The sequence below is a fragment of the Nocardiopsis sp. FIRDI 009 genome, from assembly GCF_003386285.1.
GTDB lineage: Bacteria > Actinomycetota > Actinomycetes > Streptosporangiales > Streptosporangiaceae > Nocardiopsis.
Map to the genome: position 1 here is coordinate 105,578 of NZ_QPNC01000005.1, position 16,022 is coordinate 121,599.

At 70.1% G+C, this 16,022-nt stretch carries 9 protein-coding genes and 1 pseudogene; 5 read left to right on the forward strand and 5 right to left on the reverse strand.

Annotation, left to right across the window (positions count from 1 at the left end):
* Positions 1-306: 306 nt before the first annotated feature.
* From DVR05_RS03040 to DVR05_RS03055, 4 genes are all read right to left on the reverse strand, one after another.
* On the reverse strand, positions 307-1,332 hold the full coding sequence (locus DVR05_RS03040) for a metal ABC transporter substrate-binding protein (protein ID WP_116244261.1): 1,026 nt from the start codon (positions 1,330-1,332) through the stop codon (positions 307-309).
* A 99-nt stretch (positions 1,333-1,431) separates the two neighbouring features.
* Positions 1,432-2,103 carry a TrkA family potassium uptake protein gene (locus tag DVR05_RS03045; RefSeq protein ID WP_116244262.1) on the reverse strand — a complete coding sequence of 224 codons (672 nt, stop codon included), beginning with the start codon at positions 2,101-2,103 and terminating at the stop codon, positions 1,432-1,434.
* Positions 2,104-2,138: 35 nt separating this feature from the next.
* A complete protein-coding gene (locus DVR05_RS03050; RefSeq protein ID WP_232831960.1) occupies positions 2,139-3,428 on the reverse strand; it encodes a TrkH family potassium uptake protein in 1,290 nt (429 codons plus the stop codon).
* Positions 3,429-3,711: 283 nt separating this feature from the next.
* Positions 3,712-4,629: a cation diffusion facilitator family transporter gene (locus DVR05_RS03055; RefSeq protein ID WP_116244264.1), complete on the reverse strand. Its 918-nt coding sequence runs from the start codon at positions 4,627-4,629 to the stop codon at positions 3,712-3,714.
* Between the two features lie 121 nt (positions 4,630-4,750).
* Here DVR05_RS03055 and DVR05_RS03060 point away from each other — a divergent pair, with 121 nt between their 5' ends.
* From DVR05_RS03060 to DVR05_RS26885, 4 genes and pseudogenes are all read left to right on the forward strand, one after another.
* A complete protein-coding gene (locus DVR05_RS03060) occupies positions 4,751-5,083 on the forward strand; it encodes a helix-turn-helix transcriptional regulator (protein WP_198659018.1) in 333 nt (110 codons plus the stop codon).
* Positions 5,084-5,691: 608 nt separating this feature from the next.
* The gene (locus DVR05_RS03065) at positions 5,692-8,949 is read left to right on the forward strand and encodes an efflux RND transporter permease subunit (protein WP_116244266.1); all 3,258 of its coding nucleotides are present in this window, start codon (positions 5,692-5,694) and stop codon (positions 8,947-8,949) included.
* 670 nt (positions 8,950-9,619) lie between these two features.
* A pseudogene (adhE, locus tag DVR05_RS03070) lies at positions 9,620-12,211 on the forward strand (bifunctional acetaldehyde-CoA/alcohol dehydrogenase); the annotation flags it as partial.
* Between the two features lie 776 nt (positions 12,212-12,987).
* Positions 12,988-13,152, forward strand: a complete 165-nt coding sequence (locus DVR05_RS26885; protein ID WP_198659019.1) for a hypothetical protein — start codon at positions 12,988-12,990, stop codon at positions 13,150-13,152.
* Positions 13,153-13,222: 70 nt separating this feature from the next.
* Here DVR05_RS26885 and DVR05_RS03080 read toward each other — a convergent pair whose 3' ends face one another.
* Positions 13,223-13,672, reverse strand: a complete 450-nt coding sequence (locus DVR05_RS03080) for an ATP-binding protein (protein ID WP_116244269.1) — start codon at positions 13,670-13,672, stop codon at positions 13,223-13,225.
* A gap of 682 nt (positions 13,673-14,354) precedes the next feature.
* On the opposite strand from DVR05_RS03080, the gene DVR05_RS03085 reads away from it, so the two are divergent.
* The gene (locus DVR05_RS03085) at positions 14,355-15,887 is read left to right on the forward strand and encodes a family 2 glycosyl transferase (protein WP_116244270.1); all 1,533 of its coding nucleotides are present in this window, start codon (positions 14,355-14,357) and stop codon (positions 15,885-15,887) included.
* Positions 15,888-16,022 lie beyond the last annotated feature (135 nt).

The following is a 16,022-nucleotide window of genomic DNA, read 5'->3' on the forward strand; positions in this document are numbered from 1 at the left end:
CTCCTTCGTCGCTTGAGGGGAAGTGCTGTGCTGATGCACTGACATATGCACGTGCATCAGCACTGTCACGTTCACAAGACTAGCGTGACGGCGGCCACTTGTCCCCGGCTTTCGCATGATGTAAGCGCCATGTAATCGAAGGGGCGTGTACGGGCGCGAATGCACCCGACAAAGGATCAAAAAGACGGATGAAACACTCAGAGGAAAGGTGTCGGGAGCATGGGAGAGCCCCGCCGGTCGGGTGACCGGCGGGGCTCGGGGAGGGGGAGGATGGCTCAGCGCCCCCAGGTGGGTCGGGGGCGGCGGTCAGGAGCACTCCAGGGCCGTCGTCAGGGCTGCCAGGTTCCCGCGCATGATCGAGGGGTAGTCGTCGCCGGGGGACTGGTCGGTCACCCCCTCCAGGGGGTCGAGTACGGCGACCTCGGCCCCGGACTCGGCGGCGATGGTGTCGGCGGTCGCGGCGGGCATCAGCGGTTCGGTGAAGACCGTGGTGATGCCCCGCTCCTCCACGATGTCCGCGATCGCCGCGATCTGGGAGGGGGAGGGCTCGGTGTCGGGGTCGACCCCGCTGACGCCGATCTGCTCCAGGCCGTACTCCTCGGTGAGGTAGGCGAAGGCCGTGTGCCCGACGACCACCTCGCGGTGCGCGCAGTCTGCCAGGCCCTCGTCGTACTCCTGGCCGATCGCCTCCAGTTCGGCGGTGACGGCCTCGGCGTTGTCCTCGTAGGTCTGGGCGCCGTCCGGGTCCAGCTCGGCCATCCGGTCCGCGAGGGCGTGCGCGGTCTCCGCCATCAGATCGAGGTCGAGCCAGAAGTGGGGGTCGAGGTCACCGTGGTCGTGTCCGTCGCCCTCCTCGTGGCCCTCCTCCTCGGCGTGCTCCTCGTGCCCGTGCTCCTCCTCGGAGTGGCCGTCCTCGTGGGCGTGGTCGTCCTCGCCCTCGTGGTCGTGCCCGCCGTCGTCGCCGATGGGGTGGAGTTCGACCACGTCGGCGACGTCGAGCGCCGCGTCCGACGCCTCCTGCTCGACCGCCTCGTCCACGGCGGGCTGGAGGCCCGAGACGTAGAAGGCGATGTCCGCCTCGCTGACCTCGCCGATCTGGCGGCCGGTCAGTTCGAGGTCGTGGGGTTCGGCGCCCGGCTCGGTGAGCTGTGTGACGGCCACACGGTCGCCGCCGACCTGTCCGGCCAGCCACTCCAGGGGGTAGACGCCGGTGACGAGGGTCAGCGCGGCGTCCTCCGTGCCGTCGGCCCCGCCCTCGCCGCCGCACGCGGTGATCATCATGAGTGTCGCGGCGCCGAGGGCGGCGGCCCGCACGGTGGTCCCAGTTCGCATGGGATCCATCATGAGGGAAAATGAAAACGGTTGTCAATTTGCCCGGATGGTGGTGAAGATCCCAGGCCGACGGCCGCGGGGCGGCCGGACCGCCCGGACTCAGTCCGCCTCGGCGAACCGCTCCACGTCCTCGGTGCGACCGGCGACCACGATCACGTCCCCCTTGCTCAGCACGGTCTCCCGGCTCGCGTACGTGAACGCCGCGCCGCGGTGCTTGACCGACACCACCGTGATCCCGTACTTCTGCCGGACCCTGGTCTCGGCCAGGGGGAGGCCGATCAGCTCCTTGGGAGCCTTGGTCTTGCCGAGCGAGAACCCCTCCTCCATCTCGACATAGTCCAGCATCCGCCCCGACACCAGGTGCGCGACCCGCTCACCCATGTCGTGCTCGGGCAGGACCACGTGGTGGGCGCCCACCTGTTCGAGGATGCGGCCGTGACGTCGGCTGACCGCCTTGGCCCAGATGTCGGGGACGCCCAGGTCGACCAGCTGCGACGTGGCGAGGATGCTCTCCTCCAGGTGCGACCCGATCGCGACGACGGCGTGGGTGAACTGCGCCGCGCCGATCTGCCGGAGCGCCTCGTCGTCCGTGGCGTCCGCGATCACCGTGTGGGTGAGGGCGTCGGCGAACATCTGGACCAGGCGCGGGCTGGAGTCCATGCCCAGCACCTCCCAGCCGTGGTTGATCAGCTCCAGCGCCATGGAGCTGCCGAACCGGCCCAGCCCGATGATCAGGATGCGTTTGTCGGATTCCTTCTTGGCGTATGGCACGGGGTCTTCCTTCGGTGACTGCGGGTGGGTGGTGTTCAACCGATCATCGTCCTGCCCTCGGCCAGGTCGTACCGGCGCTTGCGCTCACGGAAGGCGATGGCGGTGACGAACGTGACCGGACCGATGCGGCCCGCGATCATCAGCACCGCGAGCAGCAGTTGCGCCCACGGCGGAAGGTCCGGGGTGATGCCCGTGGACAGACCCACCACGCCCACCGCGGAGACCACCTCGAAGAGGGTCTCCATGAACGAGAACTGGGTCGTGTGCAGGAAGAACACGGTCGTTCCCGCCACCGTCGTCATGGACAGGAAGGTCAGGCTGAGGGCCTGGCGGATGATGTCGGGAGGAAGGCGGCGGCCGAAGACGTGCACGTGGTCGTGGGCGCGCACCTCCGACCACAGGACGAGGAAGAGCACCGCGAGCGTGGCGACCTTGATGCCGCCCGCCGTTCCGGCGCTGCCGTTGCCCACGAACATCATCATGATGGTGAGCAACAGCGTGGAGTCGTGCATCCGCCCGGTGTCGGTGACGTTGAAGCCGCCGCTGCGCGGCATGACCCCGTGGAAGAACCCGTCGGTGATCCGCGCCCACCAGTGCAGACCGCCCAACGTGTCCGGGTTGCCCCACTCCATCGCGATCACGAGGAGACCGGTGACCACGAACAGCACGGAGCTCGTGACGACGGTCAGCCGCGTGTGCAGGCTCCAGTGCTTCGGCACGCGCCAGTGGCGGCGCAGTTCGAGCAGGACGGGGAAGCCGATGCCGCCGAGGATGACGGCCACGGCCACCGTCCCGAGGATGACGAGGTCCCCGGAGAACCGGGTGAGGCTGTCGTCGTACAGCGACAGTCCCGCGTTGTTGAACGCCGACACCGAGTGGAAGAAGGCCGAGTACGCCGCCTCCCCGAAACCCATCCCGTGGCCCAGCCACATCCGCGGCATGATGACCACGAACGTCGCGGCCTCGACCACCAGGCAGACCAGGGCCACCCGGCTGACGATCCCCCGGACGTCCCCGACCGCCAGCGCCCGGTTCTCCGCCTGCACGTTGAGCTGCATGCGCAGGCTGAAACGCTGCACGAGCGCCGAGCCGAGCAGGGAGGCCAGCGTCATGATGCCGATCCCGCCGACCTGGATCAGCGCGGTGACCACCAGTTGGCCGAAGACCGACAGGTCGTGCCCGATGGAGATGACCGAGAGTCCGCACACGGCCAGGGACGTGGTCGAGGTGAACACCGCCTCGACGAAGTCCAGCCCCTCACCGTCGGTCGAGGCCGCGGGTGTCATCAGCAGCCCGGCGCCCAGGAGGTCGGCCGCGAGGAACATCAGGAGGAAGGCGCGGGCGGGCTTGCCCCACGCGCTGCGCGGCCGGTACGTCGGCCGTTCGGCGGACCAGCGCCGGGCGATCGGGGGAATTCGGTTCAAGAGGCGGGCGACGTGCCGCCGCGTGGCACTGGCCGTCTGAGCGGCGCGAGCGCGCGCCGCGTCGGGAACCCACCCCATGATCCCGTTTCCACCCGAGTTTCCACGTGCGTCTTGTCCGGACCCGAACGATTCTGCCATCAGGGCGGGACCGAACGGGCCACCGAACCCGACTCGTCCGTGGTGGTCAGGCGTGTCGCGCGCCCTCGTGGGCGGCGTGGCCCGGCGGCTCCAGTTGCAGGGTCGAGTGTTCGACGTCGAAGTGTCCGGCCAGGCAGGTGTGGAGCTCGTCCAGCATCCGCCCGCTGTCCCGGAGGTGCTCCTCGCCCACGACCACGTGGGCCGACATCACGGGCACGCCGGAGGTGATGGTCCACGCGTGGAGGTCGTGCACGTCGACGACGGCGGGGTGGCCGAGGAGGTGGTCGCGGACCTCGCCGAGGTCCATGTCCTTGGGGGTGGCCTCCAGCAGGATGTGCACGGCCTCCTTGAGCAGCGCCCACGCGCGGGGGACGATGATGGCGGCGATGGCGAGGGAGATGAGCGTGTCGACCCGGTTCCACCCGGTCAGCCACAGCACGACACCCCCGACGATGACGCCGACTGAGGCGAGGGCGTCGCTCAACACCTCCACGTAGGCGCCGCGGACGTTGAGGCTCTCCCTGGCCCCCGACCGCAGGACGAACAGCGCCACGACGTTGGCGACCAGGCCGACGCCGGCCACGAGCACGACGCCGGGGCCGGACACCTCGGCCGGTGAGCGCAGTCGGTCGACCGCCTCGATGACGATGAATCCGCACAGGCCGAACAGCGCGAGCGCGTTGACGGCCGCGGCGAGGATCTCGGCGCGCTGGAAGCCGAAGGTCCGCCTGCTGGTGGCGGGTCGGGCGGCGATCCACACGGCGGCCAGCGCCAGGCCCACCCCGAAGGAGTCGGTGGCGGTGTGGCCGGCGTCGGCGAGCAGGGCGAGGCTGCCGCTGAGCAGGGCGCCGCTCACCTGGACGACGGCGACGGTGAGCATGAGTCCCAGGGCGAGCGTCAACCGCCCCTTGTTGGCGGCCCCGGCGGTCATCGCGCCGTGCCCGTGCCCGTGTCCGGCACCCATCGAGGACCTCCTCCGTGGACGGCCGTGCCGGAGGTCACGCTCCGGCGCCGACAAACAATTCAGCCATCACTGTTTATACAGTCTAAGCTGTCTATACAGCAACCTATGTACAATGATTTTCATGTTGACCTCCGAGCAGCGCCTGTCCGCCATCCACCGCCTGGGGCGCGCCCTGTCCGACCCCACCCGCAGCCGCCTGCTGCTGGCCCTCCTCGACGGCCCCAACTACCCGGCGGGCCTCGCCGACCAGCTGGGGCTCACCCGTCAGAACGTCTCCAACCACCTGGCCTGCCTGCGGGACTGCGGTCTGGTCCGGACCCAGGCGCGCGGGCGTCAGGTCAGCTACGAGCTCGTCGACGACTCCCTCGCCCACGCGCTGGACGACCTGCTGCGCGTCGTGTGGGGGACGACGCAGCCACACGTGCCGGCGGACGATCGCTCCTCCGTGGCCTGAGCCGACCCGCGGTCCACGGCGCGGCCCCGGTGTCGGCGCCGCGGCCCCGGTGTGCCGACACCGCGCGCTCCGCGCGCGTGCGGCGCGACTTCCGCCTCCCTGCCCCCCGTCCCCCGAGTGGCCGTGAAGCGGCGGTGAACCGCCCGTTGCGCCCGGGCGTCCTCGGGACGTGTGTCGGAGCCCACGTCAGCCCGGACGCCTCGACCTTTCGGATGACGTCCCCGACTTTGGTCAGGTGTCGACCCTGACGTAAGGCTGACGTCTCCCTGAGAGATCCCTGAACCGGGCCGGAGGGGCGGAAGACCCGATATAACGCGACGTATGGTGAGTGGTGTGCCCGACGGAAGCGGCGCCCGACGACCCGGGCCCGCCCTCGGAAGACCACCACGCCCCCGTGACATCCACGACGCCCGCGAGAACCGGCGGACGGTCCGCGAGAACGACGCCGTCCGCGCGCCCCGGCGCGCGCTTCCTCACGGGACGGCACACCACCACACGGCAGCGAACTAGGAGCGACAACCCCTCATGTCCAGATCGGCGACGACGATCCGTGCCGCGGATCGATCCCCCACGGGGATCCCGGCCCACGGAGCGGAAGGGACGCACGCGTGAACCGCCTGTCGAACATCTCCCTCGGCAACCGGGCGCTCATCCTCCTCATCACCCTCGCGGTCATGTTCTTCGGCGGGCTCGCCGCGACGAGTGCCAAGCGTGAGCTCTTCCCCGAGTTCTCACTACCGATGGTGACCGTCACCGCGTCCTACGAGGGGGCCACCCCCCAGGTCGTGGAGGGTCAGGTCGTCGAACCCCTGGAGCAGGCCATCCAGGGGATCGAGGGCGTCACCGCCGTCACCGCCACCAGCAGCACGGGGACCGCGACGATCCAGGCCGAGTTCGACTACGGGCTCGAACAGGGCGACCTGGTCCGCGAGACCCAGGTCGCGGTCGACCAGGTCGCGGGGTTCCTGCCCGACGGCGTGGACACCAACGTCATGTCCATGAACACGAACATGCTGCCCGCCCAGGTCCTCGCGGTCAGCAGCGACACCCTGGAACAGCGGGACATGGCCTCCACCGTGGAGACCGTCCTCCTCCCGGAGATCGAGTCGGTCCCCGGCGTGCGCTCCGCCGTCCTCCTCGGCGTCGACGAGGAGCGGGTCGAGATCACCCCGGACGAGGACGAACTGGAGTCGGCCGGTCTCACCCCGCAGGACATCGCCCAGGCACTGGAGGGCAGCGGCCTGCTCATGGCCGGCGGCACCCTCGACGAGGACGACCGCACGCTCAGCGTCACCACCGGTGAACGGCACACCGACCTCGAACAGATCGAGGACGTGTGGATCCGGCCCGCCCAGAACGGTGCGGCGATCCCCGGTGCCCCGACGGTCACCGCCGAGCCGGTCCAGCTCTCCGAGGTCGCCGACGTGGCGCTGGTACCGCAGGAGTCAGGCGAGATCTCCCGGGTGAACGGCGAACCGGCCGTCATGCTCATGGTCATGTCCACGCCCGACGGCAACACCGTGGACATCTCCGCGGGAGTGGAGTCCGTCCTGGACGAGCAGGCCGACCTGCTCGGGGACGACATCCACATCACCCCGGTCTTCGACCAGGCCCCGTTCATCAACGAGTCGATCTCGGACATGTTCAACGCGGGCTGGATGGGCCTGGCCGCCGCCGTGGTCGTGATCCTGGTCTTCCTGCTGTCGATCCGCTCCACGATCGTGGTCGCCGTGTCGATCCCGGTGTCCATCCTGGTCACCTTCCTGGGGATGCAGGCGTTCGGGTTCACCCTGAACATGCTCACCCTGGCGGCCCTGACCATCGCGATCGGCCGGGTAGTCGACGACTCGATCGTGGTGCTGGAGAACATCCGCCGCCACATGGGCTACGGCAAGGAGCGCATGACGGCGGTCAGGGACGGCGTCCGCGAGGTCGCCACCGCCGTGGCCTCCTCCTCGTTCGCCACCATCGCCGTGTTCCTGCCGATGGCCTTCGTCGGCGGCCAGGTCGGCGAGATCTTCACACCGTTCGCCGTGACCAGCTCGATCGCGCTGGGCGCCTCGCTGCTGGTCGCGCTGACCCTCACCCCGGTCCTGTGCTACTGGTTCATGCGGCCCAGGGAGGTCGGTGACGCCACGCAGGAGGAGATCGAGCGCGAGCAGAACCGGGCGGAGCTGCGCACGCCGCTCCAGCGGGTCTACGTCCCGATCATCTGGTGGATCACCACCAGGCGCAAGAGCGCCACCGCCGTCATCCTGGTGGCCGCCTCGACCATCTTCGGCGGCACGGTGTACATGGCGACCACGATGGAGACCGACTGGCTCGGCGAGGCCGAGCAGAACACCTACATGGCCGTGCAGGACCTGGAGCCCGGCACCTCCCTGGAGACCGCCGACGCCGAGGCCGCCAAGGTCGAGGAGCTGCTCGCGGGGCTGGCCTGGGTGGACGACTACCAGGTCAGCGTCGGCGGCGGCAGCAACCCGATGGTGGCCGCCGGCACCGACCAGATCAGCTACACCATCACCGCCGACCCCGACACCGACCAGCTGCGCAACCGCGAGGTGCTGCGGGAGGAGTTCGCCGCCCTCGACACCGAGTACGAGCCCAGGCTCGACGCCTCGGGCGGCATGGGCGGCTCGGGCATCGAGGTCCGGGTCACGGCCGAGGACCAGGAGACCCTGACCGCGGCCGCCGACATGGTCGAGGAGGCCCTGCTCGACATCGACGGCGCCGATGACGTCGTCAACGGGGTGTCCGCCTCCCAGACCGCGCTGGAGGTGCACGTCGACGGTGAGGAGGCCGCGGAGCTCGGGCTGAACGAGGCCCTGGTCGGCCAGGCGGTCGCCGCCGCCTTCAACGGGCGGGGCGTCGGCTCCGCGACCATCGACGACGTCCGCCGCGACGTGGTCGTGCTCACCGACGAGGCCCCGCAGACCCGTGAGGAGCTGGAGGACCTCACGCTCACCACACCCACCGGGCGGGAGGTGAGCCTGGACCGCGTCGCCGACGTCGAGGAGGTCACGCAGCCTCCGCAGCTGACCCGGATCGACGGTGTCACCAGCACCACGGTGTCGGCCAGCCCGACCGCCTCCGACCTGGGCGCGGTGAGCACCGAGATCGGCCGGGCCCTGGACGAGCTGGACCTGCCCTCGGGCGCCACCGCCACACTGGCCGGGGTCAGCCAGGACCAGGCCGAGGGCCTGCTCCAGCTGCTCACGGCGCTGCTCGCGGCGATCGTCATCTGCTACCTGATCATGGTGGCGACGTTCAAGAGCCTCATCCAGCCGCTCATCCTGCTGGTGTCGGTGCCCTTCGCGGCGACTGGTTCGCTGGGCCTGCTCATGCTGACCGGCACCCCGCTCGGGGCGGCGGCGATGATCGGCATGCTCATGCTGATCGGTGTGGTGATCACCAACGCCATCGTGCTGATGGACCTGATCAACCAGAACCGCGCGGGCGGCATGCCGCTGGGCGAGGCGATCGTCGAGGGCACCCGGCACCGTCTGCGGCCGATCCTCATGACCGCTGCGGGAACCATCGCCGCGCTGGTGCCGCTGGCCACCGGTCTCACCGGCGGCGGGGCGTTCGTCTCCGGTCCGGTCGCGATCGTGGTGATCGGCGGACTGGTCTCGTCCACCCTGCTCACGCTGATCCTGGTTCCCGTGCTCTACCAGTTGGTCGAGGCGGGCAAGGAGCGCCGTGCGCGCAGGCGGGCGGCCCGTCGCGAGCGCCGTCACGGCAAGGGCGCGGCCGAGAGGGGCGGCGAGGGAGCCGACCGCCGGTCCGTACCGGGGATGAACGGCTCCGGCGGACCGCACGGAACCAGCGGATCGGACGAGCCCACGGGCGAGCCCGTCGGACGCTGATTCCTCCGGGCGACCGGAATCCGTTGACCGGGGGGCGTTCCGCACACGGTGCGGGACGCCCCCGCCGTCCTGGGCGGCGTGACGTGTGCCGGTTTCCCGGGATCATCGGGGCGTTGATGTGCGTCGTCTCTTCGCCGGGAGCGGTTCGGGCGGGTCGGGGCCGCCTGAAAGCGGATCGCCTGGGACTCCGTGAAGTATTCACACGCGCCACATGGATACCCTACGGAATTAATTTTTCATCTGCACCGCCTGGCTAACGGGCGAGACCGCAGAGGATGCCTTCGTTTATTTAAGATCACGTTTTTCTGACCATCGGGCTAGCCTGTCCTTGCTTCGTGGTTGCACTTGGAACAAAAGCGTCCAGATCCGTTAATCGGATACCTGCCAGGGCATCTAGCAGAGTGGAAGAGCAAGGATGGCATGGGCGGTCCCACGTGGTTGACGCGCCCCACATGGTGATCCATCCGCTCAGGGGGCGCGGGTGCGCCGGTGACGTGAACCTTGTCGTTCGCAGCGCGGCGGCCGCACCGCGATACCGATTCAACAGGGCGCGACGAGCCGTTCTCGCTTGTTCGCGGCTCCTTCATATGTTTCCTGGGCGCACTCTTCTTCAGTATGACGCGCGTACGGTGCGCGATCCGCGCCGCACCACGTATCTGAGACGAAAGGCGTATCAGTGAAGACGATTGATGCAATGGTGGCGAGAGCCCGGGCGTCCGTGGCCGAGTTCGAGTCCTTCGGGCAGGAGGAGGTCGACCGGATCGTCAGCGCCGCCTCGAGGGCGGCCCTCGCCGAGCACACGGATCTGGCCAGGCACGCCGTCGAGGAGACGAAGCGCGGCTTGGTCGAGGACAAGGCGGTGAAGAACGTCTTCGCCTGTGAGCACGTCACACACCACATGAGGGACCTGAGGACGGTCGGCGTCATCGGTACCGACGATCTCCGGGGCATCACCGAGGTCGCCGCGCCGATCGGAGTCATCTGCGCGATCACGCCGGTCACGAATCCGACGTCGACTGTGCTGTTCAAGGCGCTGATCGCGCTGAAGACGCGCAACAGCATCATCTTCTCGTTCGCCGGGTCGGCCAACGGGAGCAGTAGGAGGGCCGCCATGATCGTCCGGGACGCCGCCGTCGCGGCCGGCGCTCCCGAGCACTGCGTCCAGTGGCTGGAGGAGCCCGAACGCGCGGCCACCGACGAGCTCATGAGACACGAAGGGGTCTCCGTCATCCTCGCCACCGGCGGCCATCGCCTGGTGCGCGCCGCGTATTCGAGCGGAAAGCCGGCTCTGGGGGTCGGAGCCGGTAACGTCCCCGCCGTCGTCGACAGCACCGCGGACGTGCGTCGGGCCGCGCACGACATCGTCCTGTCCAACACGTTCGACCATGGCATGGTCTGTTCCTCGGAACAGGTCCTTGTCGTCGACGACGGTGTGGGGCAGGAGTTCACCGAAGAGCTTCGCGGTCTGCGAGCCCATGTGGCCACCTCGCAGGAGAAGGCACTACTGGAGCGCTTCCTGTTCGGTGTCGGTCCCGGGGACGACCGGTCCGAGGGCGTCTTCAACCGTGACGCCGTCGGACGCTCAGCCTCCTGGATCGCCGAGCAGGCCGGATTCCGGGTACCCGCCGATACCTCGGTCATCCTCGCCGACGTCCACGCCGTGGGCCCCGCGGAACCGTTGACACGGGAGAAGCTCTGCCCGGTTCTGGCCGTCGTCCGCGCCTCCGGACGGGAGGAGGCCGTCGGGCTCGCCCGGCAGGTGCTCGCACTGGACGGACTGGGGCACACCGCCGCCGTGCACGCCCGAGACCAGGAGTACTGCGAGCAGTTCGGCACACGGGTCGAAGCGATTCGCGTCATCTGCAACTCACCCACTTCCCAGGGAGGCATCGGGGGCGTCTACAACTTCCTCACCCCCTCCCTGACCCTGGGCGCGGGATCCTACGGCGGAAACTCCTTCGCCGGGAACGTGCACGCCGTGAACCTGCTCAACATCAAGCGCATCGCCCGCCGAACGACGAACATGCAGTGGTTCAGGGTCCCGCCCGAGATCTACTTCGAGCCGTACTCGCTGAACTACCTCTCCGAGATGCGTAACGTGGGGCGGGTGAGCCTGGTCACCGGAGCGGGCGCCCGCCGCCGCGGCCACGTCCAGCGCGTCACGGACGCGCTCGGCAGGCGTGGAACGCCCGTCGAGATCGACGTCATCGACGACGTCGAAGCCGATCCCGGCATTCCAACCGTGCGACGGGGGGCGACCAGGATGGCCCGCTTCCGTCCGGACACGATCATCGCCCTGGGCGGTGGTTCGGTGATGGACGCGGCCAAGGTCATGTGGCTGACCTACGAGCACCCCTCGGTCGAGTTCTCCGACATGCGCGGGAAGTTCTTCGACATGCGCAAGCGCGCGTTCGACTTTCCCGAGACCGGAACCCTGGCCAGCCTGGTCTGCGTTCCGACGACCTCCGGCTCCGGGTCCGAGACCAGTCCGTTCGCCGTGATCACAGACCCCGACACCGGACTCAAGTACCCGCTGGCGGACTACGCCCTCACCCCGAGCGTCGCCATCTGCGACCCGACCCTGGCGACCCGCCTGCCCCCGACCGTCACCGCGGACAGCGGGTTCGACGCGCTCACGCACGCGATCGAGGCCTATGTCTCCGTCTACGCCAACGACTTCACCGACGGCCTGTGCCTCAAGGCGATCCAGTTGGTCTTCGCCCACCTGGAACGGGCCGTGCACGATGGCAGGAACGACCCGGAAGCCCGCATGGGCATGCACAACGCGGGCACCATCGCCGGTATGGCGTTCGGCAACGCCTTCCTCGGGATCGTGCACGCGATGTCCCACACGCTGGGGGCGACCTTTCACATATCCCACGGACGTACGAACGCCCTGTTGCTCCCACACGTCATCCGCTACAACGGGTCCCCCTCCGGCAAGCTCACGGGCTGGCCCAGGTACGAGTCCCACCGTGCGCCCGAGCGCTTCCAGGACATCGCGCGCAGTGTGGGGCTGCCCGCCCGCTCGCCCGGTCAGGCGGTGACGGAGCTGGCCCGTGCCGTCGAGGACCTGCGTGACGCCGTCGGTATCGAGCCCTCCTTCGCCGAGGTCGGGGTCGACGAGGACGAGTTCCTGGGAGCGCTTCCTGAGCAGGCGATCAACGCCTACAACGACCAGTGCGCCCCGGCCAACCCCAGGATGCCTCTCATGGCGCATATGGAGAAGCTCATGGTGGCCGCGTACTACGGACACCGGTGATGCGCCGACGGAGGTGGGCTGCGTGGGACCGGTCCCCTGAGCTCGGGCGGGTAGGCACCGGTGGTGGGCGGCGCGGGAGTCTCCGGTGACTCGGCGGGCCTGGACCACTCCCAGACGGCGGCACGGGTTCTCGATCCGCCAGTGCGGGTCGGGCGTCCTCGTGGTTCGGTTCGCGCTCTTAGGGAGCGCCCGCGAGAGCACGGCGGCTTTTCCCGTCACTCTCCAGGCGTGGTCGCTCAGCCACCTCCTTCTCCAGTCGCTCGATCCTGGCGTGGAGCCGTTCGGCTTCCGCTTCGGCGGGGTGTCCGCGGCGCGGCGGGGCCCGCGCACGGTGCCGGTGGCGCGGGCTTCGTAGGCGGTGACGATGCGCGACTCGTGGTCGGTGGGGAGGGGACGGCGTCTGGGTTTGGCCGCAGGGTGCGCCATCCGCCCTGGAGCGCATCGCCGCGGGGACGGCCTCGGCGCAGTCAACACACCGCATCGCTTTCGGTAAGCCGTAGACTGCGGTGGTGGTGACTCTCTGTAGTAACTCCCGAGGGTGAGGTTCGCCCCTCAAGCGCGTGGGTTTCGGGGTCAACCCGGTATCACAGGGCTGCGAAACGACCGGGACCGACAGAGGCCACGCGGGAACAGCGGCGGGTCCTGTCCCAGGTACTCTGTGCAGTTCAGGGTGGGTTTACTCCACAAACCCCATACTTGGGGCATTGCAGGCCTTGGCGTTGCGTCATCGGAGCGTTGATTTGTGCTCTCCGGGCACTCCAGGCAGTCTGCGTCACATGGACGAATCGAACAAGAGCCTTGATGACCTGGTCCGCGACGAGCTGGGCGAGGAACCGTCCCAGGAGGCCAAGGACTACGCCCGACAGCTGTACGAACGTTTCCGGCTGCCCGCTCCGACCGACACCGGTGGTGCGGACGACTCGGTGACGGCGGGAGAGTGACGGCGACGGACGGTTCAGGCGCGGCGGCGTACCGCCGAGGCCGTCGGGGCCCCGTGGTCACCGCCGGTCCTCAGAGCGGATCGCCGTCGCGCTCCCACACCAGCTCGAACCAGACCTTGCGCCCCATGCCGTCGCCGCGGGGCTCGGTGCCCCACGCGCTGGAGAGCGCCTCGACCAGGTCCAGGCCCCGACCGTGTTCCTCGGTGTCGTAGGGGTCCCGGTGCTGGGGACGTGGCGACTCCTCCAGATTGCCCAGGTCACGCACCTCCACTCGGGCCCATCCGGGCGCCTGGTGCACGCAGATCTCGAACTTGCCCGTCTCCCGGCCGGACGCGCTGTGGGTGATGGCGTTGGTGGCGAGTTCACTGGTCAGGAGGGTCACCGTGGTCAGGTCCGGGCAGGACGCCAGGTGGCGCGCCACGAACCGGCGCGCATAGGCGATCTGGCTCGGGAGTCCGGGGAACCGGCGTCTGACCGACCTGGCGGCGGTGTCAGTGCTGTGCGGAATGGGTTCTTCCATGGATCTCGTCGAACCTTGGAACGGACGGGACGTGGAACGCGGGGACGAGAACGGATCCGACGGTGAGGGTGCGGTGCCTGGGGCGGGGGCGTGTCGGGTGGCCAGGGGACCCTGGGCTGCGGCGGGGTCACACATGGTGGGTTTCACTTCCCGATGACGTGTGTGCGCGACGGGCGGGGCAAGGTGCGCCGGGCCCTCGTGGCGTCCATGCCCGCGGAGACGGGTCACGGCGCGTTGCGGACACACGGGTCGGTGCCCCCTGGGTCAGGGAGGGAAGTGGTCTGGTGCCACGGGGCGCGCGGTGTGCGGGGGTCGGCGTGTGGGAGGGGAGGAGCCGTGGGGCTCCCCGCCTGGCGGGGGTGGGGCCGAGAGGAGGCCCGTCATGGTCGGTCATGGTGGGTCAGGGATGTGCCCTGCGACACTGGAGGGCGTATTCGCGCTTAGCATACGCTCTGTGCCTCCCCCGAAACCCGGTCGACCTGGCCTGGATAGGATATCCCCCGATGACCTGGAAAAAGGGGGGAACCGGTGAGGTCGTGACGAGGATCCCGGGCGGGCCACGGCGGCGTTTCGTGACTGGTGGGGCTCGCGGGATAAGGTAACGATTCTGTGAAGTTCCGCTGAATTTCGGTGCTTCACACGGTCTTGCGGCTGGTATGTCCGAGGCGACAAGGTATCCCCCATGCCCTCCCGTCACCCTGTCGCCCCCCTGCCTCCCGGGACGGCGGTCGAGATCGACCGTTCCGTCCGCCTCGCCGACGAGGGGCACGTACTGGTGGGCGGACACCCCCCACACGCGCTCCGCCTGACGACCGACCAGGCCAGCGTCCTGGTCCGCTGGTCGAGCGGGGCCGTCCCGAACGGCCGTGCGGAACGGGTCCTCGCCCGCCGCCTGATCGACGCCGGGTTCGCCCACCCCCGTCCCGCGGACACCGCGGTTCCCGTCGGGCCCGGGACCGTGGACGTGGCCGTCGTCGACCCGACCTCCCCCAACGACCTGGCCCGGACGTTGGACGGGCTCGCCACCGCCTACCCCGACCTGCGCCCCGTCGTCGTCGGCGCCACCGGGGCGAGCGCGTGGGCCGCCCGGAGCCGGGGGGCGCGCACCGTCCCCGGACCCGCCGGGGGCGCGTGCGCCCGGAACGCCGCGCTGGGCGCGTGCACCGCACCCCACGTGGCGCTCGTGGCGGCGGGCGCGCGCCTGGGACCTGGCTGGCTCGAAGCGGCCCTGGGGCACTTCGCCGATCCCGGGGTGGCGGCCGTCCTCCCCCGGGGGCTGACCGCTCGGGCCGACGCCCCCACCTATCTGGAGATGCTCGTGGCCGCCGTCGCCGCCGACCGGGTCGGACCCGACCGCGGAGCCGACCCGGCCCCCGTCCTGCCCTGGGGGCACGCGACCGGCGGACGGGGGCTGCCGGGAACCGCGAACGGCCACACCCGTGCCGACCCCCTGAGCCCCGTGGGCGCGCTCGTCCTGCGCCGGGCGGCCGTCGGTCCCGACCCCTTCGACCCCGAGCTGGGGGAGGGCGCCGGACTCGACGCCCTGTGGCGTCTGGCCGAACACGGGTGGTCGGTGCGCTACGAACCCCGGTCACGGGTGCGGGTCCCGCCGGTCGGCGATCTGGGGGGCTACCTGCGCGCGTGCTTCGCGCGCGGTGCGTTGACCGGGCGGCTCGCGCGGCGTCGCGGCCGGCGCGCGGTCGGCCCCGAGCTGTCCTGGTCCAGCGCGGCGGCCCTCGCCCTCCTGACCGCCGGACGTCCGGTGCCGGCGTTGGGCGCGGTGGCCCTCGGCGCGGCGTACGGCGCGCGGCGGCTCTCCGGTGGTGCGCGTGAGCGGTTGCCGGAGGCCGCGCTCGTGGCGGTGCGGGACCTGGTGTCCGCGGCCGGGAGCGGCGGCAGGTGGGTCCGGGGCGCCTGGTGGCCGGTGTTGGCCGGGGCGGCGGTCGGCGCGGGGGCACGCGACCGACGGACCGCGGCGGCCGTGGGCGCGATGCTCGTCCTGCCGCACCTGGGGGCGTGGCACCGGGGCCGGGGCGTGGCACCGGTGGATCCGGTGACCTGGACCGCTCTGGGGGTGGCCGGGGACGCCGCGCGCTCACTGGGCACCTGGTGGGGAGCGGCGGGATCGCGGTCGGTCGCCCCCCTTCTCCCGTGCCCGAGAGCGATGGTGTGCACCGAGCGGCCCGTGGAGGCTCCGAGGGTGCGGCGCCCGTGAAGGAGAGGTCGTGCCCGAGCGTTAGCTATCGTTAACTTTGACTACTCACAGTAGTGATATTCGGTCCTGTTCTGAGGGCGGGTAATGGCACATCCGATGCCCGAGGTCGAGGGCGCCGCAGGGGTGGGGCGTCGA

Coding starts and splice junctions, on each gene's coding strand:
- DVR05_RS03040 (WP_116244261.1), bottom strand. CDS start 1,332: ATGCGAACTGGGACCACCGTGCGGGCCGCCGCCCTCGGCGCCGCGACA.
- DVR05_RS03050 (WP_232831960.1), bottom strand. CDS start 3,428: ATGTTCCTCGCGGCCGACCTCCTGGGCGCCGGGCTGCTGATGACACCC.
- DVR05_RS03055 (WP_116244264.1), bottom strand. CDS start 4,629: ATGGGTGCCGGACACGGGCACGGGCACGGCGCGATGACCGCCGGGGCC.
- DVR05_RS03060 (WP_198659018.1), top strand. CDS start 4,751: ATGTTGACCTCCGAGCAGCGCCTGTCCGCCATCCACCGCCTGGGGCGC.
- DVR05_RS26885 (WP_198659019.1), top strand. CDS start 12,988: ATGGACGAATCGAACAAGAGCCTTGATGACCTGGTCCGCGACGAGCTG.
- DVR05_RS03080 (WP_116244269.1), bottom strand. CDS start 13,672: ATGGAAGAACCCATTCCGCACAGCACTGACACCGCCGCCAGGTCGGTC.
- DVR05_RS03085 (WP_116244270.1), top strand. CDS start 14,355: ATGCCCTCCCGTCACCCTGTCGCCCCCCTGCCTCCCGGGACGGCGGTC.